At 59.3% G+C, this 19,944-nt stretch carries 13 protein-coding genes and 1 pseudogene; 11 read left to right on the top strand and 3 right to left on the bottom strand.

All coding sequences use genetic code 11. The features are described from left to right. From ACR0P8_RS03095 to ACR0P8_RS03080, 4 genes and pseudogenes are all read left to right on the top strand, one after another. Nucleotides 1–1,389 (top strand): annotated as a pseudogene (locus ACR0P8_RS03095) (activase); the annotation flags it as partial. Between the two features lie 293 nt (nt 1,390–1,682). Next, complete coding sequence (locus ACR0P8_RS03090; RefSeq protein ID WP_432623563.1) at nt 1,683–2,954, top strand: glutamate-cysteine ligase family protein; 1,272 nt, start codon at nt 1,683–1,685, stop codon at nt 2,952–2,954. Between the two features lie 28 nt (nt 2,955–2,982). After that, nucleotides 2,983–3,612, top strand: coding sequence for a TetR/AcrR family transcriptional regulator (locus ACR0P8_RS03085; RefSeq protein WP_432623561.1), 630 nt, complete (start codon nt 2,983–2,985; stop codon nt 3,610–3,612). A 144-nt stretch (nt 3,613–3,756) separates the two neighbouring features. Beyond that, nucleotides 3,757–5,883, top strand: coding sequence for a beta-galactosidase (locus ACR0P8_RS03080; protein WP_432623559.1), 2,127 nt, complete (start codon nt 3,757–3,759; stop codon nt 5,881–5,883). Nucleotides 5,884–5,919: 36 nt separating this feature from the next. Here the strand turns inward: ACR0P8_RS03080 and ACR0P8_RS03075 are convergent, their stop codons facing one another. Further along, entirely contained in the window at nt 5,920–6,546 is a 627-nt protein-coding gene (locus ACR0P8_RS03075; RefSeq protein ID WP_432623557.1) for a TetR/AcrR family transcriptional regulator, read from the bottom strand. Between the two features lie 381 nt (nt 6,547–6,927). On the opposite strand from ACR0P8_RS03075, the gene ACR0P8_RS03070 reads away from it, so the two are divergent. Together ACR0P8_RS03070 and ACR0P8_RS03065 are read left to right on the top strand one after the other, a co-directional pair. Beyond that, nucleotides 6,928–8,253: an MFS transporter gene (locus tag ACR0P8_RS03070; protein ID WP_432623555.1), complete on the top strand. Its 1,326-nt coding sequence runs from the start codon at nt 6,928–6,930 to the stop codon at nt 8,251–8,253. 135 nt (nt 8,254–8,388) lie between these two features. After that, the gene (locus ACR0P8_RS03065; RefSeq protein WP_085346809.1) at nt 8,389–9,732 is read left to right on the top strand and encodes a glycoside hydrolase family 30 protein; all 1,344 of its coding nucleotides are present in this window, start codon (nt 8,389–8,391) and stop codon (nt 9,730–9,732) included. A 214-nt stretch (nt 9,733–9,946) separates the two neighbouring features. Here ACR0P8_RS03065 and ACR0P8_RS03060 read toward each other — a convergent pair whose 3' ends face one another. Continuing rightward, nucleotides 9,947–10,681 carry a TetR/AcrR family transcriptional regulator gene (locus ACR0P8_RS03060; protein ID WP_432623553.1) on the bottom strand — a complete coding sequence of 245 codons (735 nt, stop codon included), beginning with the start codon at nt 10,679–10,681 and terminating at the stop codon, nt 9,947–9,949. 226 nt (nt 10,682–10,907) lie between these two features. Here ACR0P8_RS03060 and ACR0P8_RS03055 point away from each other — a divergent pair, with 226 nt between their 5' ends. The 5 genes from ACR0P8_RS03055 to ACR0P8_RS03035 all read left to right on the top strand — a co-directional run bounded on the left by ACR0P8_RS03055 (nt 10,908) and on the right by ACR0P8_RS03035 (nt 17,437). Further along, the gene (locus ACR0P8_RS03055) at nt 10,908–12,164 is read left to right on the top strand and encodes an MFS transporter (protein WP_085346805.1); all 1,257 of its coding nucleotides are present in this window, start codon (nt 10,908–10,910) and stop codon (nt 12,162–12,164) included. A 156-nt stretch (nt 12,165–12,320) separates the two neighbouring features. Continuing rightward, complete coding sequence (locus ACR0P8_RS03050; RefSeq protein WP_432623550.1) at nt 12,321–13,877, top strand: alpha-N-arabinofuranosidase; 1,557 nt, start codon at nt 12,321–12,323, stop codon at nt 13,875–13,877. 277 nt (nt 13,878–14,154) lie between these two features. After that, nucleotides 14,155–15,363 (top strand): glycoside hydrolase family 5 protein, encoded by a 1,209-nt coding sequence (locus ACR0P8_RS03045; RefSeq protein WP_432623548.1) that lies wholly within the window; start codon nt 14,155–14,157, stop codon nt 15,361–15,363. A gap of 189 nt (nt 15,364–15,552) precedes the next feature. Then, nucleotides 15,553–16,791 (top strand): glycoside hydrolase family 5 protein, encoded by a 1,239-nt coding sequence (locus tag ACR0P8_RS03040; RefSeq protein ID WP_085346797.1) that lies wholly within the window; start codon nt 15,553–15,555, stop codon nt 16,789–16,791. Between the two features lie 10 nt (nt 16,792–16,801). Then, nucleotides 16,802–17,437: a TetR/AcrR family transcriptional regulator gene (locus ACR0P8_RS03035; RefSeq protein ID WP_432623546.1), complete on the top strand. Its 636-nt coding sequence runs from the start codon at nt 16,802–16,804 to the stop codon at nt 17,435–17,437. 134 nt (nt 17,438–17,571) lie between these two features. On the opposite strand, the gene ACR0P8_RS03030 is transcribed toward ACR0P8_RS03035, so the two are convergent. Beyond that, nucleotides 17,572–19,902 (bottom strand): glycoside hydrolase family 3 N-terminal domain-containing protein, encoded by a 2,331-nt coding sequence (locus ACR0P8_RS03030; protein ID WP_432623544.1) that lies wholly within the window; start codon nt 19,900–19,902, stop codon nt 17,572–17,574. Between the last annotated feature and the right edge of the window lie 42 nt (nt 19,903–19,944).

Genomic DNA, 19,944 nt, shown 5'->3' with positions numbered 1-19,944 from the left:
CGTGCCGCGGAGAACGGCAAGGGCGGTGGCTCCGCGCACAACTCGGCCACCATGTCCAAGTATGCGAACCGTATTCCGTTCGGCAAGGATATGAAGGACTACACCATCGTGGCCCCGCAGATGAGCCCGATTCACTTCTCGCTGGTGGAATCCGTCATCCGCTCCGGCGGCTACAAGTTCGACATCCTCAAGCACGCCAGCCGCGAGGACGTCGAAACCGGCCTGAAATACGTCAACAACGACGCCTGCTATCCGGCCATCATGGTCATCGGCCAGCTCGTGGACGCGATTCTGGAAGGCAAATACGATCCGGACCACACCGCGCTTGCGATCACGCAGACCGGCGGCATGTGCCGCGCCACCAACTACTTCGGCCTGATCCGCAAGGCGCTGGTGGACGCCGGCTATCCGCAGATCCCGGTGATCGCCATCTCCACGCAGGGCATCGAGGACAACCCCGGCTTCACCGCCACGCCGGCGCTGCTGCACCGCGCCATCAAGGCGCTGATCATCGGCGATCTGCTGATGAAGTGCCTGTACCGCGTGCGTCCGTACGAAGTGACACCCGGCAGCGCGAACCAGCTGTACCATACGTGGGACACCATCGTACGTGAGACGCTTGAACACCACGGCCATTCCAAGACCGCGCGCAAGTTCATAGGCAAGGGCTACCTGCCGTATCCGACGCTCGTCAAGGAGATCGTCAAGTCGTTCGACGCGCTGCCGCTGAAGGACGAGCCGCGCAAGGTGCGCGTGGGCGTGGTCGGCGAAATCTTGGTCAAGTACCAGCCGGACGCGAACAACCATGTGGTCGACGTGATCGAATCGCAGGATTGCGAGGCCGTGGTGCCGGGCATCATGGAGTTCATGACCACCCGCCCGTACATCTCCGATTGGAACGAGCATTATCTGGGCATGGGCGGCAACAAGCTCGGCTACGCCGCTATGCGCAAGGGGCTCGACCTGTACAATGCGCCGGTGCGCAAGGCCATCGACCTAGCGCACGGCAAGTTCTCGCAGGACCTGCCGATGCCGGAATTGGTCAAGAAGGCCGGCGAGGTGACGTCCGTGGGCGTGCAGGCCGGTGAAGGCTGGCTGTTGACCGCAGAGATCCTGGAGCTCATCGAATCCGGCTGCCCGAACGTGGTGTGCGCGCAGCCGTTCGCCTGTCTGCCGAACCATGTGACGGGCCGTGGCATGTTCGGCAAGATCCGCCGACTGTATCCGGAAGCCAACATCGTGTCCATCGACTATGATCCGGGCGCATCCGAGGCGAACCAGCTCAACCGCATCAAGCTGATGATCTCCGCCGCCAAAAAGGCGGCCCGCGCCGCAGAGGAAGCCAAGCGCGCCGCCGAAACCGCGCGCGACAGCGAAAAAGCCGCCTGAATCGCAGCCTAATCGCCAGCTTTCCACCAGCTTTCCGCCAAACCGACGCTGGGAGACGCCTAGGCGTCGGTTTCGCGGCGGCCATTCTGCCAAATCGATGCTGAGTGGTGTGCAGGCGTCGGTTTGGTATCAATCATGCTGCCAAACCGATGCTAAGAGGTTGCTCACCGTCGGTTTGGCAGAAAGCTTGCGAACGAACCGATGGGGAACCGACGGGAAGCGATGGGCGGTTATCGATTTTCCATATAGCGACGTCTGCGTTGCGGATACCGATTTTCGTTAGGATGGCCACTATGACAACGCCGAAAATCACTTATGCGCACCTGCTTACCGAGCCGAACCCGAAGCATGTGGAAAGCCTGGTCAAATTCTTCGAATCCGGTTGCCAGAATCGTGGCACCGGCGGTTTCGGTGTGGAGATCGAACATCTGCCGGTGCACAACAGTGACGACACCGCCGTGACCTATTACGAGGAGCATGGCATCGAGGCGCTGCTCAACCGCATCCGCCCTTACTACGACGAGCGCAAGGAATACTGGGAGAACGGACGATTGGTGGGCCTTGCCAGGGAAGGCATCTCCATATCCCTCGAGCCGGGCGGCCAGTTGGAGACCTCCATCGGCGTGCTGCGCACCCCCGAGGAACTCAACGCCCTGTATGGCGCGTTCCGCCGCGAGGCCGATCCGATTCTCGACGAACTCGGCATCCGACTCGTCAATTACGGCTATCAGCCGAAGTCCGGTTACGCGGACATTCCGGTCAACCCGAAGGACCGTTACAAGGCAATGACCGCCTATCTGGGCCGTGTGGGCCAGTTCGGCCCGTGCATGATGCGCTGCTCCGCTTCGACGCAGGTGAGTATCGACTACACCGACGAGCGGGACGCGATCACCAAGCTGCGGCTCGGCACGATCATCGGCCCGATTCTGGCATGGTTCTTCCGCAACACCCCGTATTTCGAAGGCCGTGAGAACCCGTATCCGCTGCTGCGCCAGCGCATGTGGGATTATCTGGACTTCCAGCGCACGAACGTCATCCCCGGCCTGTTCGACCCGCGCTTCGGCTGGGAGGACTACGCGGTGGACGTGCTGTCCACGCCGATGATGTTCGCCGACCTGACCCACACTCCGGAGGCGCTGGCGGTGCCCGGCACCGACCTGCACCATCCGGCGTTCTACGAAAACGCGAACGACGTGTATCCGGACCGCGAGCTCAACGCGTACGAGATCAACCACGTGATCTCCACGCATTTCAACGATGTGCGGCTGAAGAACTTCATCGAACTGCGCCACTGGGATTCGCTGCCGGTCGCCCGGGCGGAACGCCTCACTGAGATCATCGGCTCGCTGTTCTACGATCCGACGAACCTCGAACGCCTGGAAAGCTATTTCGACGGCATCCGCGAGGAGGATGTGTTCGAAGCCAAGGCGAATCTGCAGGCGCGTGGACGCCAAGCCTCCCCATACGGCAATTCGCTGGAATTCTGGCAGGAGTTCCTGGGACTCGAAGGCGTGCTCGCCGACGAACCGGGCGATCCGAAGCATCCGGACGTCTTCCAGGCATAGGACCGCGGCCGTTGATACGCTGTTGCGTATGAGTAACGAGGGGAAGAAACGCATCCGCAAATCGCCGCAGGAACGCAAAGCCGAAATCATCGCGGCGGCAGGCAGGCTCATCGGCGAGAAGGGGTACTACGGCACATCGCTCAAGGACATCGCCGACGCCATCGGTATGAGCCAGCCCGGCCTGCTGCACTACATCGGCAACAAGGAGCGGCTGCTGTCGCTGCTGGTCACCGATAACTACGACCAGCAGGGCACGCCCGCCGACTTCGCCAAGTCGGGATTGCCCGGCAGTGATCCGGACGGTATGCTGTTCCCCGCCTATCTGCGCTTCCTGGTCCGGTACAACGCGCAACGCCGCAGCCTGCTGCAGCTGTACATGGTGCTGGAAACCGAATCGTTCAGCGCCGACCATCCGCTGCACGAGTATTTCGAGAACCGGCCGGATCTAACGTGGGAGCATTATTCGCAGTTCGCATGGAAGTTGCCGCCGCAGATCGGGGGATGGGGCAATATGCGGCCGATCGTACGGCAATGCATCGAAGCGATGGACGGCGTCCAGCTGCGGTGGACGCGCAAGCCGCCGATCGACCTGTATGACGAATGGCTCGTCTTCGAGCGGATGATCTTCCCCTCGCCGGTGTGGGACGGATACCGGTAAGCCTTCCGCTGATACGTATCTAATGGTTGTTAGTTAAGAAACGCCTGAAAATCTGCGGCACTTGACGATTTTTTCCGGAAGATATATAGTTCTCATATCTAATAACTGTTAGATATAAAAGTCAACGAGGACGATGGAGGACTCATGAGCCGTTACGAGGCAGACCACATTCTGTTCGGCGCCGCATACTACGACGAATATCTCATGATGAAGGGCATTGACCGCATCGATGAGGACATGGCGATGATGAAGGCTGCGGGACTGAACGTCATCCGCATCGCCGAATCCACATGGAGCACCTGCGAACCGCAGCCGGGCGTGTTCGACTTCACCTACGTGGACCGCGCGCTCGACGCCGCGCAGCGTGCCGGCATCGACGTCATCGTCGGCACGCCGACCTACGCGGTGCCCAGCTGGCTCGTCAAGCTCGATCCGAACGTGCTTGCGGTCACGCCGAACGGACAGGGCAAGTACGGCGCGCGTCAGATCATGGACATCGTCAACGCCACCTACCGCTTCTACGGCGAACGTGTGATCCGCAAGCTCATCTCCCACGTCGCCGACCATCCGGCCGTCATCGGCTACCAGGTGGACAACGAGACGAAATACTACGATTCCGTCTCCGAGGACATGCAGCGCCTGTTCGTCAAGTATCTGCGCGAGAAGTTCCACGGCGATCTGGACGAACTCAACCACCACTTCGGCCTCGACTACTGGTCCAACCGCATCGACTCCTGGGAAGACTTCCCGGACGTGACCGCCACCATCAACGAATCCCTGGGCGGCGAATTCGACAAGTTCCGTCGCGACCAGGTGCGCGCCTTCCTGCAGTGGCAGGCCGACATCGTGCGCGAATACGCGCATGACGACCAGTTCATCACCCACAACTTCGATTTCGAATGGCGCGGATACTCCTACGGCGTGCAGCCGGCCGTCGACCACTTCAAGGCCTCGACCGCCGTGGACATCACCGGCGTGGACATCTACCACCCGACCGAGGACGACCTGACCGGCAAGGAGATCGCCTTCGGCGGCGATATGACCCGCTCCACCAAGGACGGCAGGAACTACCTGGTGCTCGAAACGGAGGCCCAAGGCCAGCACGGCTGGGTGCCGTTCCCGGGCCAGCTGCGCCTGCAGGCCTACTCCCACCTCGCCTCCGGCGCCGACATGGTGGAATACTGGCACTGGCACTCCATCCACAATTCCTTTGAAACATATTGGAAGGGCCTGCTGAGCCACGATCTCGAACCGAATCCCACCTACCGTGAGGCGGGCGTGTTCGGCCGCGAGATCGCCAAACCGGAAGTGGGGGAGCGGCTCGTCCACCTGAAGAAGCACAACAAGGTGGCCATCATGGTCAGCAACGAATCGCTGACCGCGCTCGACTGGTTCCTCATCGAAGCCGGCTTCCCGTTCGGCGGCACCCTCAAGTACAACGACGTGGTGCGCAACATCTACGACGCGCTGTTCGAACTCAACGTGGAATGCGATTTCATCCCGTCCGACGCGCCGGCCGAACGCCTGGCCAAATACGAGATGATCGTGACCCCGGCACTGTACTGCACTCCGCAGGAAACAACCGACCGTCTGCGCGAATTCGTCTCCAACGGTGGCCACCTCGTCTCCACCATGCGCTCCTTCGTGACCGACGACGAGGTGACCGTATGGCACGACCGCGCGCCGCACAACCTCACCGACGTGTTCGGCATGAGCTACAACCAGTTCACCCGCCCGAACGGCCACGTATCCGTGGAATTCGCCGGAACGCTCGCCGAAACCCCGGCAAGCGACGCACAGGCGCTCATCGAACTGGTCACCCCGTTCGACGGCACCGACGTGCTCGCCAGCTACGGCCACTACGCGTGGAAGGATTACGCCGCGGTGACCCGACACAGCTTCGGCAAGGGCGACGCCGAATGGATCGCCACCCTGCTCGACGCCGACACCATCCGCGCCGTCCTGCGCGAAGCCGTGGAACACGCGGGCATCGCCGATGCCGGCACCGCGCTCGCCGGACAGGTGACGGTGCGTCGCGGAACGAACACCCGAGGCGAGCAGGTGACGTATCTGCTCAACTACTCCGCAAACGAGGTCACCATCGACAGCCCGGTGGCGGGCGATGTGGTGGTCGCTCCGGTGGCGGTGGGCACCGACGGCACCGTCGATGAATCCGCCACCGCGGCGATCGCCCTGAAGGAGGGCTCGAAGGTCGAGGTGGGCGACAAGCTGACGATCGGCCGCTGGAATGTGGTCGTCATCGCCGGCTGAGCCGCAAAGCGGTGGCGGCGCGCCGGCCCGACCGGGTCAGGGGATGAGCAGGTCGATGATGGCCTTCCATTCCCCGACGAAGTCGACGTCATGCGATCCGTTGAGCCAGCGCAGCTGCAGACCCTCCATCGCGGACAGGACCTGCAGCGCGGTGCGCTCCGAATCGGCGACGCCGTCGCGCTTGGCCGCGAACGCGTATTCCTTCAGCAGATTGATCTCGCGCTGCTCGAAATACTCGTGCACGGGATGGTCCTTGCTCAGCGCCTCGCTTTCCAGCAGGGTGTAGAGCCGGACCATCTCCGGACGGTCGGCGTTGGTCTCCACGGTTCCCGTGGAAATGGCCTTCAGCCCCAGATCGCAGTGGTATGCGATGCCGTCGTCAAGGACTTCGCCGGTCACGCCCTGCACGCCAAGATGCTCGGCGATGGCGATCTGATTGGTCCGATCGGCGTATTTGAGGGTTTCCTCAAGCAGTTGTTCTTTGGATTTGAAGTAGTAAAGGAGGCCGGCTTCGGTGATGTTCTGAGCCTGGGCCACATCGCGTATGGTGAAGCCCCAGAAACCGAACTGGGAGATGAATGAGACCGTGGTCTCGAGGATCGCTTTTCTGCGATTCTCGGCGCTCATTCGCTTTCTGGGTTTGTTTTCGGTGCGGCGACGCATATGCTCTCCTTCATCTGGTGCTTACTAAGGTACAAGAAGGGGGAGAAGAAGACGATGGAAACCCTTGGAACACGCCGGATTATCGCAGACAAACGATTTGTAATATGCTTTAACTAAGCAGTTACTAGGTAATAAAAAACCAGTGATTGCGGAACCGAACGAAACAGTGTCTGGCTGGTTTTGCAAACGCTTCGAGACGGCGATGACATGACGTCGACTTGCGTCTTTGCGAAAGATGGTTTACACTGGCAAACACGTTAGTTACCATATGGTAGTTAACAGATGGGGCGAAGCCGCCCCACCACCACATACACCGCTAAGGTGCGGAATCGCACACAACATAAGTTCACTACTGAAGCATGATTCGAAGGAGAGAGTTTCATGAGTGAAGCAATCGCAAGCAAAGCAGAGCGGCTGGCCGCGTACAACGCCAACATCGCGGCCGCGGAAAAGGATCCGACGCTGTCCCCGGAAACCGGCAAGCCACTGTCCAAGATGAACGCCGCGCGCTTCGGCGCAGGCTTCCTGGTGTTCGGCGTGCTGTGGATGTCCGGTCTGGGCATCGTCTCCGCAGTGCTGCTGCCCATGCACTACAAGACCATCCCGGGCGTCAACGCCGATGCATTGGTTGGCATCGTCAACGCGTTCACCGCGGTCGCATCCCTGGTCGCCAACCTGATGTTCGGCAACTTCTCCGACCGCTCCCGTTCCCGCTTCGGTCGTCGTACTCCGTGGATTCTCTTCGGAGCCGTGCTCGGTGGCGTCACCCTGTTCCTGACCGGCACCACGCATAACGCCGTGCTGCTGACCATCTTCTACTGCGCCTGCATGTTCGGTCTGAACTGCATGATCGCACCGATGGTCGCCATCCTGTCCGACCGCGTGCCCTCCAAGATCCGCGGCACCATGTCCGCCTTCTACGGCGCCGGCTCCACCATCGGCGCTCCGATCGGCACCATGCTCGGCGCACTGTTCATCGAAAACCTGATTCCGGGCTTCGCCGTCGCCGGCGTGCTCATGTTCCTTGGTGGCGTGGTCGCCGTGATCATCATCCCGAAGGAGCAGTCCGCAGACTTCCTGCCGAAGGACGAAGGCTCCGCCAAGGACATCCTCTCCTCCTTCCGCCCGCCGAAGTTCTCCACCGCGCATGACTTCTACAAGGCGTTCGCCGGCCGCTTCTGCATGCTCATGGCCTACCAGATGATCAACGTCTACCAGCTGTACATCATCCAGAACTACATCGGCCAGTCCGTCAAGGAATCCGCCGTCACCGTGTCCGTCGTGTCCATGATCATGATGGTCATGTCCCTGGTTGGCTCCTTCATCTCCGGCCCGGTCTCCGACCTCATCGGCCGCCGCAAGGTCCCGGTCGTCGTGGCCTCCGTGCTCTTCGCCGTCGGCATCGCCATGCCGTGGATCTTCAAGTCCACCATGGGCATGTACCTGTTCGCCGGCATCGCGGGCCTCGGCTACGCCGTCTACTCCGCCGTCGACCAGGCGCTGCTCGTGGACGTGCTGCCGAACAAGGAAGAGGCCGGCAAGGATCTAGGCATCCTGAACATGGCCACCACCCTCGGCCAGATGTGCGGCCCGGTCGTCATGTCCGCCATCGTGGTCAACCTCGGCTACAACTTCGCGTTCCCGACATCCATCGCGCTGGCCATCATCGGCTGCTTCTTCATCATGGCCATCAAGAAGGTCAAGTAAGACAGCTGCTGCAAACCGGGGGAGACGGCCGTACCGTAGACCGTCTCCCCTCCGCGGGGCCGAATCGCCCCGCCTCCCATCCATACCAACCATCAACGCATATTCGAATTATCAACGACGATACCAAGGAGCATCATGACCACCTGGATTGCAACGACGCAAGACGACAAGCTTGCCGACCGAACCTCCGACATCGAATCCACCAACGCCACCACCGCGGCCGACCTGCAGCTCGACGGCAACGAATACCAAGCCCTGCGCGGCTTCGGCGGCTGCTTCAACGAACTCGGCTGGCTGCCGCTGCAGAACGTCAGCGAAGCCGAACGCGACCAGATCATCAAGGAGCTGTTCAGCCCCGACGAGATGAACTTCACCTTCAACCGCGCCCCCGTCGGCGCCAACGACTTCGCCGATCACTGGTACAGCTACGACGAGGTCGACGGCGACTACGAGATGGAGCATTTCTCCGTCGAACACGACGAACAGACCCTGATCCCGTACATCCACCGCGCGCAGGAATGGCAGCCGAACATGCAGCTGTTCTCCAGCCCGTGGAGCCCGCCGACGTGGATGAAGCGCCCGAAGGCCTACAACTACGGCCGTCTCGTGCAGACCCCGGAGAACCTCAGAGCCTACGCCAAGTACTTCGTCAAGTACATCCAGGCCTACGCCGAGCACGGCATCACTGTGAACCAGCTGCACGTGCAGAACGAGGTGTTCGCCGACCAGAAGTTCCCGAGCGCCCTGTGGGATTCCGAAGCGCTCAAGGTGTTCATCCGCGATTATCTTGGACCTGCTTTTGACGAAGCTGGTCTTGACACCGATATTTGGCTGGGTACGCTGAATGGTCCGGAAGATATGGCGTGGACCGGCGGCTACGGCATGAAGCTGAATAATTATAACCGTTTTGTCGACAATATTCTGTTCGACGATGGCGCTCGCAAGTACATCAAGGGCATCGCTTACCAGTGGGCCGGCCAGAACTGTATTGCGCGTACGCATGAATCCTGGCCTGAAATCGAGCTGATTCAGTCTGAATCCGAATGCGGTATGGGCGATAATACGTGGGAATATGCGGAGTATATTTTCCACTTGATCAACCATTATTTGCGTAATGGCGCGACTGCTTACACTTATTGGAATATGATTCTTGACGATCAGGATTCTACGTGGGGGTGGTGGCAGAATTCACTGTTCACCATTACTGCGGATACGCATGAGGTTCGCCGTAATCCGGAATATTATGTGATGCGTCATTTCTCGCATTTCGTTAAGCCGGGTGCGCATGTGCTTGGCACTACGGGTCATTTCAATTCGATGGCTATTGCGTTCCGTAATCCGGATGGCACCATTGTGGTGGTGGCCCAGAACGCTCTCGAAGAGGAGCGTCCGTTTGAATTTGCCGATCCTTGCAATGCCGATCGCGGCTTCAAGGCAACGCTTGCCCCTCGATCGTTCAACACCTTCGTGCTGGACTGACGGGAGCTGCCTGGCTGATGCGAATGTGTGCGTAACGCGTCGGCTTGGTTGTGGCAACGGTTTGTTGAATGCCGGGTGGCAGGTTTCCTTCTCTTCCTGTCATCTTCGCAAGCCGGTGTTGTGTTGCGGGGCGTTTGCCTATGGTGATCGGTTACCGGTCGCCGCGGGCAAACGCCTTTTGCTTTTGCGGTGTCTTTGCTTGTTTGCGCTCTGTTCAGCGGTAGCCGTCCCATGTGGGGGAGGGGAATAGGATGTGTTCTGCACGTTCCCATAGTTGCATCATGGATTCGTTGGGATTGGTTAACGACTGGATTTGCACGCCGTCCATGGCAAAGAACGCGGTGACGATGAGGTCATGCAGGCGTTCTGGATCGCGGTATTCTTCCGGTAGTTCCCAGTCCACGCTGGTCATGTCGGTCAAAATCGAATTGTGTCTGTTCTGGTAGAACTCGTGGGCTGGGTGTTCTGGATCGGACGCTTCGATGGCGAGGCGCATGAACAGTGCGACAAGTTCGGGACGTTTGGCGTTGAAGCGCACGGTTTCATGCAATGTGCTGGGCAGATGTCGGCGTTCTTTGGTTGCTGAATCCGTTTGGTTGCAGTGGCTGATGGCTGCGCCCAATGCTGTGTGGGCATTGCCTTCTTCTTCGGAGTCGTAGAACGTTTCGATGACCAATGAGAGTAATTCTTCTCGGTTTTTGACGTAATGGTTGAGTCCGGGCAGGGTCATGCCAACTGCATCGGCTAATGCTTGCATGGGGAAGCCGTATGACCCGTATTGCGTGATTAGGGTTACCGCTTCTTGTACGATTTGCTTGCGTCGCTGCGCTGGGGAGAGTCGTTTTCTTTGGTTGATTGGACGGCTCTTGATGCTGTTTGCTGATGTGTTTTCCTGTGGTTCCATACTGATTTGAAGAATACTATTGCCGCTGCCCACATGCGTTTTCATGTGGTTTCGATATTGCGGTTATGCGGTTGATTGCTGTGCTTGAAAGTAGGTCGTTGTTCAACACGCCGATTTGTTATCTTATATCTTTAAGATATAAGATAACTGACGAAGCCGATGAGAGTTGACTTCAACACAACGCCTCTTTTGCCTGTTGTTTGCATGATCATTGAAGATTCGGCAAAAACGTAGAGGGCTGACTTTGAAAAAGAAAGACAAGGAGACAAGCATGACTGACGCACGGCCTACGGAACATGCCAACGCGCTTTCCAAAATCGACAAAACGCGTTTCTGCGTAGCGTTCTTCGTGTTCTCATTCGCATGGATGCTGGCGTTGCAGATCGTTGCTGCAGTGCTGCTGCCGCAGCGTTTGGCTGATATCGCGCCCGACAGCAAAGACGCCATTTTCGGTGTGCTGAATTCGGCCACGGCATTGGCCTCGCTGATTTCCAACCTCGTGGTTGGCAACATGTCTGACCGTACGCGCTCGATCTTCGGACGTCGTACGCCATGGATCGCATCGGGCGGCATTATTGCGGGCATTTCGCTGTTCCTCATCGGCATTCTGCCGGACGGTGTGAGCATTGGCATCAGCTACTGCATTTCCATGGTCGGTCTGAACATGATGATCGCACCGGTCATCGCATCTCTGTCTGACCGTATTCCTGAAGATATGCGCGGCACCATGTCCGCATTTATCTCTGCAGGTACGTTGTTCGGTTCTGCTCTTGGTCAGATTGTTGGTGCGCAGTTCATCACCCTGCAGCTCCCGGGCTTCATCGTGTCCGGTGTGGCTATGGGTCTTTCCGGTGTGCTTGCCGTGGTCTTCTGGCCGAAGGAAAAGTCCAGCAAGGATATGCCTAAGGAAAAGGTTGATTTCAAGGGTATTATCATGAGCTTCCGTCCGCCGACCAAAGGCGCTCGCGACTTCTGGCTGGCATTTATCGGCCGTTCCCTGCTGCTGTTCAGCTACTACATGATTCTCAACTACCAGCTGTATATTCTGCAGGACTACATTGGTCAAAGTGTTGAAGATTCCGCGGCAACCATTTCCACCATGAGCTTGGTGCTGATGGTTGTCTCCCTGATTTCCGCGCTTTCCGCAGGTCCGATTTCCGACAAAATCGGTCGCCGTAAGATTCCGGTTGTGGCCGCAAGCGTGCTGCTCGCCATCGGTTATGCTCTGCCATGGCTCATGCACAACGCGTTGGGCATGATTCTCTTCTCCGCCATCGGTGGCTTCGGCTACGGCATGTACGGTTCTGTCGATCAGGCGCTCAATGTTGACGTTCTGCCGAATGAAGAAGAGGCCGGGAAGGATCTGGGCATTTTGAACATTGCCACTACTCTCGGTCAGATGGTCGGCCCGATTGTCACCTCCGCCATTGTGGTAGCTACCGGCTCGTACGGACTGGTGTTCCCGACGGCAATCATTATGGTGGTGCTCGCCTGTATCTTCATTCTGATGATTAAAAAGGTGAAGTAGCATCGGCGCTTTTCGAAATAACTTGGCCGGAGATTCTTTCATTATCTCTCCTGGAATCTTCGGCCATTTCGCATATATTGTGCGGCACAATAACTACAAGAACCATACGAATTACGAACGTTGCAGATGTGAGCACTACGGCAAAAGGAGCAAACCATGGTTGTCTGCATTGACCCGAACAGTACGATTGGTCGTATCGATCCGAAACTGCATGGCCAATTCATTGAATTCCTTGGCGAATGCATTGATGAAGGTCTATGGGTGGGAGAGGATTCCCCGATCGAAAACGAGCGTGGCTACCGCAAGGCCACATTGGATGCTTTGCGTGCATTGCAGCCGCCGGTTATTCGCTGGCCGGGCGGATGCTATGCGGATACCTACCATTGGCGTGACGGTGTGGGCCCGCGAAGCGAACGTAAAACCACTTTCAACGAGAATTTCGCCACCTATGAGCTGGACGATCACAGCTTCGGCACCGACGAATTCCTGCGTTTGTGTGAAATGCTCGGCGCTGAACCGTGGATCAATATCAACATGCTTTCCGGCACGGTCGCCGAAATGAAGGATTGGATGGAGTACTGCAATCGTGCGCAGCCCACTGATCTTGCCAAGGAACGTGAGGCTAACGGCCATAAGGCACCTTACGGGGTGAAATATTGGGGGATCGGCAACGAAGTGTGGGCTGGTGGCGGTACCATGACTCCGCGGACCTACCTCAATGAATACCGCAGGTTCGCATCCGCCATGCCGAGCTTCACCACCGATGTGTTCGCGCCGACCCCAATGTATGCTATTGCGAGCGGTCCCGACGGCAACAAGCCGCGCGAACGCGTGCAGTGGACCCAGGATTTCTTCCGCGGTCTTGCCGAATATCGTCAGCCGAATATCAACGGCTATGATCTGCATTTCTACAATTGGAACGTGGACAACGATGCCGACACTCCCACCCGGTTCGATGAAGACGGCTGGAATGCGGTGATTGAGGGATGCCTCGAACTTGAAGATATTCTGCGTGATCAGTGGCGTTTGATGAATGACGGCCTGGCGCTTATTCATGAGCCGGAGGTGGCTATGGATTCCAAGCTCGCGCATGTCGATCTAATCATCGGTGAATGGGGCAATTGGCACAAGACCGCATTCTTCGCACGCCCTGCGCTCAAGCAACAGGTGACCATGCGCGACGCCATCACCACCGCGCTTACGTTGGATCTGCTGCAGCGTAATTGCGACAAGGTGACCATGGCGTGTAACGCGCAGACCATCAATGTGCTTAACTCACTGATCTTGACTGAAGGCGATCGGACCATCCTTACGCCTAACTACGATGTGTTCATGATGTATAAGATGCATCGTGGCATGACCGCACTTGACGTGGCGCGTAACGATTCCGAGGATTCTGCCGTGTATACGTTTGCGTCACGTAATGAGGATGGCACGCAGCTGCTGATTAATCTCACCAATGCGCATATGAACGATGGTGCCGAAGTGCGGCTGCATTTGCCGTGCGGCGCTCAGGTTGATTCGATGGAAACGCTTGCTTCCGAAGACCCGCATGATTGCAACACGGTGGAGCATCCGGATCTGGTGCGCACTCATGCCGTGGACGTGGATAGTGCCGTGAGCGTGCACGAATCCGCCGGCGGCGCCGAGCTGACGGTAACGTTGCCCGCTGCCTCGGTGAGTGCCTTGCACGTAACGATTCGCCAGCGATAAGCAGTAATCGTCTCTCCGGCTGCAGGTTGCCTCTTTCTTCCCGCAAGAAAGAGGCTTTTTCCTTATGATTAATCGCATGATTCTGCGAAATTGCTGCACGATTTTGATTGTCGGCCCCACGATTTTCGCAAAGGGTACTTTATGCGAAATCGTGCGACAGCGGTTCGGAGAGATGTCCGAGACGGGTTGCGGGGAGAAGAAAAATGATGTACTATCATCTAACTTAGTGATTACTAAGTAATAGAAAATATGATTGAAAACGTACAAAGGAGTGCATATGAACCTCGACTACATCAAAGGTGTGAACCTCGGCAACTGGCTGGTGCTGGAAAAGTGGATGAACCCGGCATTATTCGATGGAACCACTGCCGATGACGAATACTATCTGCCGACGCAACTCGATCCGGCCGTCTACGAGGCCCGCATCAGGACCCACCGCGCCGAATACATCAACGAGCGCGACTTCGCCACCATCAAATCGTGGGGACTGAACTCCGTGCGCATCCCCGTGCCGTACTTCATCTTCGGCGACCGCGCGCCGTTCATCGGCTGCATCGACGAACTCGACAAGGCCTTCAACTGGGCCGAGAAATACGGCCTGACCATCCTCATCGACCTGCACACCGCGCCGATGAGCCAGAACGGCTTCGACAACGGCGGCATCTCCGGCGTGTGCAAGTGGGCGCAGCTGCCCGACGAAGTCGAATTCGTGCTGTCCGTGCTCGAACGCCTCGCCAGGCGGTACGGCCATCGTCGGGCGCTGATGGGCATCGAAATCATCAACGAGCCGAACACCACCACCTGCTGGCCGATGGCGAACGTGACCGAACGCTACAAGGCGGTCGATCCGGAACTCGCCGAAGGCACCGGCCCGATCGCATTCGACTGGCTCAAGAACTTCTACATCACCGCCTACCACCGTCTACGCGACGCCGACAAGGGCGCGCTGCCGACCGACAAAGTCGTGGTGTTCCACGACGGTTTCGACATCGAACAGTGGAAAGACTTCATGCGCGGCCCCGACGGCAAGCTCGCGCCCGAGTTTAAGAACGTGGTCCTTGATACCCACCAATACCTCATGACCGCCGAAACGATGGGTTGCCCGCAGACAGCGGAGGGCTACGACGACTTCGTGAGGAATACCTACGCGCCGATGATCGCCGAGATGAGCGAATACTTCCCGGTGATTGTGGGGGAGTGGTGCCTGTTCAACTCCGTCGGCTGCGGTGTGGACACCCACGGCGGCCAAAGCGTGCTCAACGGCGAGGAAGGGGCTCAGGTCGAAACCCTGACCGCCGAACAGAAGCGCTCGCTGTACCAGGGCGTAGCCGAATCCCAGCTCGCCGCATGGAGCAAGGGCAGCGGCTTCTACTACTGGAACTACAAGCTGCTCACTGACACTGTCAACACTCCCGGCTGGATCGGCTGGGACGCATGGGACCTTGGACGCTGCATCGCCCAGGACTGGTTCCCCCTCCAGAAGTAGCCCGTCTCTCGTCACGGCGACATGTCGCGCCGTGACCATGGGCCCTCGCGGGGCACATACAATGGACTAAGGAACGTTGCGAATGACGCGCGGTTCCTTGGCCCATTGGGCTGAATGGGTTTTGCCATGGGTTGTGATGGGCGGAAACGAAAAGTCGGGCAACCCCCGAATGTAAGGGCGGTGAGACGCATGGTGCTGGGCATCGACGAGCGAATCAACGGCGTGAACCTCGGCAACTGGCTGGTGCTGGAGAAATGGATGGATCCGGAACCGTTCGTCCGCACTGACGAAGACGACGAAATCTGGATGCACCGCACGCACGGCGCCCTCTGGTCCGAGCGGAATCTCGCCGAGGAACTGCGCCGGCACCGCGACGCCTACATCACCCTGGAGGATTTCCGCATCATCGCCGACCATGGGCTCAATCTCGTGCGCATTCCCATACCATATTTCATCTTCGGCGACTGGCCCGGACATCCGGGCTGCATCGCATACCTCGACCGCGCGTTCCGTTGGGCGCGGGAGACGGGACTGAAGATCATGATCGACCTGCATACCGTGCCCGGCTCACAGAATGGTTTCGACAACGGCGGTCTGACGGGCGTGTGCAAATGGGCGCAGAATCCGGACTTGGTGGAATACGCGCTGAATGTGCTGGAACGATTGGCCCGCCGATATCGTGACGAGCCGACCCTACACAGCATCGAAGTGCTCAACGAACCGGTGAGCTGGTCGGTGTTCCATGGCACGTCGAATACGGCGAAGGACGTCCGCGAGGCCTCCGGCAGCACGCATGTCCCACTACGCTTTCTGAAGCGCTTCTACCGCGACGCCTACACCCGGCTGCGCGCCATACTGCGCCCGGAAACCATAATCGTATTCCATGACGGCTTCCGACTGCTCCGCTGGGGCGACTGGTTCCGTCGCGCCGGCATGCGCAACGTCATGCTCGACACCCACCAATATCTCATCGCCATGGAGGAGCCGTTGTTCGCGGGACCGGCACGCCGACTGTACCTGCAATCGCGGCACCTGCCATGGCTGTACCGAATGCTGGTGGGTGCGCGCGAAATCGCCATCCGTTCGGCGGCCCGCCATATCCCTGTACTTGTGGGCGAGTGGTGCGTGGAGAACCGGTGGGCCCTGCACGGCCGGAACCGAGCGGACGCATACCGTCAAGTATCGCGATTGCAACGCGCGGCATGGGATGCGTCGGCGGGGCAGGTCTATTGGAGCTACCAGCTTGCGCGTTCCGCGAAACCAGGCAGCGGCGAAGGAAAACCGCCACGTGACCCGCGCAACGGCGGCAATCTCGAAGCATGGGATCTGACCCGCGTATGGCGTCACGGATGGATTCAAGCGGATGCGCCCCACGATGACGTGGCATCGGCGCCGTCAATCAACGACAATCGACGCAAAGGGCATTAGACTCGGAGTCATGGCAGAGGAAGAGACTTTGAAACGTACCCGCAAATCGCCACAAGAGCGTCGTGCGGAAGTGCTGGATGCGGCGGTGCAGCTCATCAGCGAACGCGGATTCAACGGCATTTCCATCCAGGACGTGGCCGATCGCGTCGGCATCTCCAAACAAGGCGTGTTGCGATACGTCGACAACAAAGACAAAATGCTGGCGCTGGTATATGACGAATACTACGGGCAGACCGGCACGCCGGAGGACTTCTTCTCTTCGGGCATGCCGGGCAGCGACCCGTCCGCGCCGCATTTTCCCGCGTATCTGCGCTACCTGGTGAAACACAACTCGCGCCGCCGCATGATGGTGCAGCTGTTCACCGTGCTGTCGGCGGAATCCCTGAACCCGGATCACCCATTGCATGACGAATTCATGGGACGCATGGAGGACATCTGGGAACACTACTCGGAATACCCGTGGGTGGTTCCGCCGCAATTGGGCGCATGGGCCGGCAGCATGCGGCCAGTGGTGCGCAAAGCCATGGAAATCATGGATGGCATTCAGCTGTGGTGGCTGCGCGAACCGGAAGTCGATTTATGCGGCGAGTGGGCAGAAATGGAGAACATGCTGTTCCCCGCACCGTTGTGGGACTCCTATCGCTGATTCCCGCCGATGATCCGTATATGATGATCCGCATATGAATTTGGGGGCAGTCTGATGGCCGCCCCCCCCAAAAAAGTCGCCGGTAGTGGCCGACCATCGATGACGATTGCCGACCACTACCAAGCTGGAACCATTCACGCCACGGTGAACGTGGTCCGCTTGAGATCCTTGCGGCGGCTCGAATGTCCGATCAGCACTTCGAACTCGCCAGGCTCCACGATGCGGTTGGCGTCCGGGTCGACGATGGTGCAATCCGCGACCGGAATATCGAATCCGACGGTCTTGGTCTCGCCCGGCTCGAGCTCCACACGCTGGAACGCCTTGAGCTCACGGTCCGTCCAGCTGTACGAGGTCACGATATCACCGATGTACAGCTGCGCCACCTCGGTGCCCTTGCGCTCGCCGGTGTTCGTGAGCGCGATCTCCGCATGCACGGTGTCCGTCTTGGCGAACGTGCCGGAAGCCGGTACGTTCGTGATCGTCGGCTCGCCATATGCGAAGGTCGTGTAGGCCAGGCCCTCGCCGAACGCGAATGCCGGATCCTGCGTGAGATCGGCGTACCGGTTGCCATGCTGGCCACGGATCTGGTTGTAGTAGACGGGCAGCTGTCCGGCATGGCGCGGGAAGGTGATCGGAAGCCTGCCGCTCGGCTCGGTCTTGCCAAGGATGATCTCCGCGATGGCCTGACCGCCCTTCATGCCCGGATTCGGCGCCCACATGAACGCGCTGACGCCATCGGCCGCGGATTCGTCCACAATCACGCCATTGGTGCCGATCACGCATGCCGGCATCACCTGCGGCTTGGAGCTCATCAGCACTACGACCAGCGGCTTGCCGGTCTCGCGGGCTACGTTGGCAAGCGCCTCGAGCATGGCGTTCTGCCCTCCGAGCAGTTCCAGCGTGGCGGTGGAGCAGGTCTCGCCGACCAGCTGCACCACATCGCCCACGACGGCGACGACAAGATCGGAATGACGCGCGTTGTCCACAGCCTCATCCAGCAGCTGCTGGTCGAATTTGGCGGAGACGCCGAGCTTCGGACGCGGCTGGCCGTCCGGATAGAACTCGCCTTCCGGATCGTCCACCAGGTCGATGATGTTCGCGCCGCGCGAATACACGACCTCGCATCCTTCGGGCGCAAGCTGCTTGAATCCATCAAGGATGGTGGTGATCATGCCGCGCGGCTGGCCGTCCGGCATCCAATTGACCTGGCCGGAATTGCCGGCCCAATCGCCCAGCTGTTCTTGGGCGTCGTCGGCCAGCGGGCCCACGACGGCGATGCGCTTGCCCGGAGCGGCCGAGAACGGCAGCGCGCCATTGTTCTTGAGCAGCGCCACGGATTCGCGCGCGATCTGCAGATTGAGCTCCTGATGGGCCTTGGATCCGATAACCGTTTTGATGCGCTCCTCGTCCGGCAGACGCGGATCCTCGAACAGACCCAGGCGGAACTTGAGCGCGAGAATGCGGGACACGGCCTCATCGATCAGCGATTCATCCAGCAGACCGGTCTTCACGGCCTCGATGGCGCCCTCGTAGAACTTCGGCGTGGTCATGATCAGGTCGTTGCCGGCCTTGACAGCGTCCGCGGCGGCATGCACGTAATCGGCCTTGATCTTCTGCTCCCACACGGAACGGCCGACGTTGTCCCAGTCGGTGATCAGCGTGCCCTGGTAGTTCCACGCGCCACGCAGCTTGTCGGACAGCAACCACTTGTTGAACGTGACCGGCACGCCTTCAATGGATTCGTAGCCGAGCATGAAGGTGCCGCAGCCTTCCTTCGCCACACGTTCGAACGGCGGCAGGAACCAGGATTCCAACTTGCGGTGACTCAGGTCGGCTTCGGAGGCATCGCGTCCGCCCTGGGTTTCGGAATAGCCCGCGAAATGCTTGGCGCAGGCCAGAATCGCGTCCTTGGCAAGCGGCTCGCCGGCCTTGGCGCCGCCCTGATAGCCCTTGACGATGGCGGAGGCCATCTCTCCGATGAGATACGGATCCTCGCCGAATGTCTCGTCCACGCGTCCCCAACGGGTGTCGCGGGCGATGCACAGCACAGGGGAGAACGTCCAATGCACGCCGGTGGTGGAAACCTCCTCGGCGGTGGCACGGCCCGCAGCCTGGACCTTGGCCGGATCGAAGCTCACGGCCATGCCCAGCTGGGAGGGGAAGATGGTGGAGCCAGGCCAGAAGGAATAGCCGTGGATGCAGTCGTCGCCGATGATCAGCGGAATGCCGAGACGGGTCTTCGTGTTCACGGTCTCGACCGCGCGGGGCAGATCCGCGGGGGAGGTGTGCAGGATCGAGCCGACGTGCTTGTTGACGATCAGGTCGTCCAAGTCGCCGCTGCGCGCGTCAAGCTGCATCATCTGGCCGACCTTCTCTTCGAGGGTCATGCGTCCGAGCAGATCGGCGATGCGCTCGGACGCGGGAAGTCCGGGGTTCTTGTACGGCAGATCGGTGGTGTTGGTCATGGATTGCTCACTTTCCTCGTTGAAGCGGTGTCCTTTAATTAC

It is taken from the genome of Bifidobacterium sp., assembly GCF_050874245.1.
In the GTDB taxonomy this organism is placed as follows: domain Bacteria; phylum Actinomycetota; class Actinomycetes; order Actinomycetales; family Bifidobacteriaceae; genus Bifidobacterium.
Note: the sequence above shows the minus strand (reverse complement) of the source record. Positions and strands in the feature narration are given on the sequence as shown.

Coding starts and splice junctions, on each gene's coding strand:
- ACR0P8_RS03090 (WP_432623563.1), top strand. CDS start 1,683: ATGACAACGCCGAAAATCACTTATGCGCACCTGCTTACCGAGCCGAAC.
- ACR0P8_RS03085 (WP_432623561.1), top strand. CDS start 2,983: ATGAGTAACGAGGGGAAGAAACGCATCCGCAAATCGCCGCAGGAACGC.
- ACR0P8_RS03080 (WP_432623559.1), top strand. CDS start 3,757: ATGAGCCGTTACGAGGCAGACCACATTCTGTTCGGCGCCGCATACTAC.
- ACR0P8_RS03075 (WP_432623557.1), bottom strand. CDS start 6,546: ATGCGTCGCCGCACCGAAAACAAACCCAGAAAGCGAATGAGCGCCGAG.
- ACR0P8_RS03070 (WP_432623555.1), top strand. CDS start 6,928: ATGAGTGAAGCAATCGCAAGCAAAGCAGAGCGGCTGGCCGCGTACAAC.
- ACR0P8_RS03065 (WP_085346809.1), top strand. CDS start 8,389: ATGACCACCTGGATTGCAACGACGCAAGACGACAAGCTTGCCGACCGA.
- ACR0P8_RS03060 (WP_432623553.1), bottom strand. CDS start 10,681: ATGAAAACGCATGTGGGCAGCGGCAATAGTATTCTTCAAATCAGTATG.
- ACR0P8_RS03055 (WP_085346805.1), top strand. CDS start 10,908: ATGACTGACGCACGGCCTACGGAACATGCCAACGCGCTTTCCAAAATC.
- ACR0P8_RS03050 (WP_432623550.1), top strand. CDS start 12,321: ATGGTTGTCTGCATTGACCCGAACAGTACGATTGGTCGTATCGATCCG.
- ACR0P8_RS03045 (WP_432623548.1), top strand. CDS start 14,155: ATGAACCTCGACTACATCAAAGGTGTGAACCTCGGCAACTGGCTGGTG.
- ACR0P8_RS03040 (WP_085346797.1), top strand. CDS start 15,553: ATGGTGCTGGGCATCGACGAGCGAATCAACGGCGTGAACCTCGGCAAC.
- ACR0P8_RS03035 (WP_432623546.1), top strand. CDS start 16,802: ATGGCAGAGGAAGAGACTTTGAAACGTACCCGCAAATCGCCACAAGAG.
- ACR0P8_RS03030 (WP_432623544.1), bottom strand. CDS start 19,902: ATGACCAACACCACCGATCTGCCGTACAAGAACCCCGGACTTCCCGCG.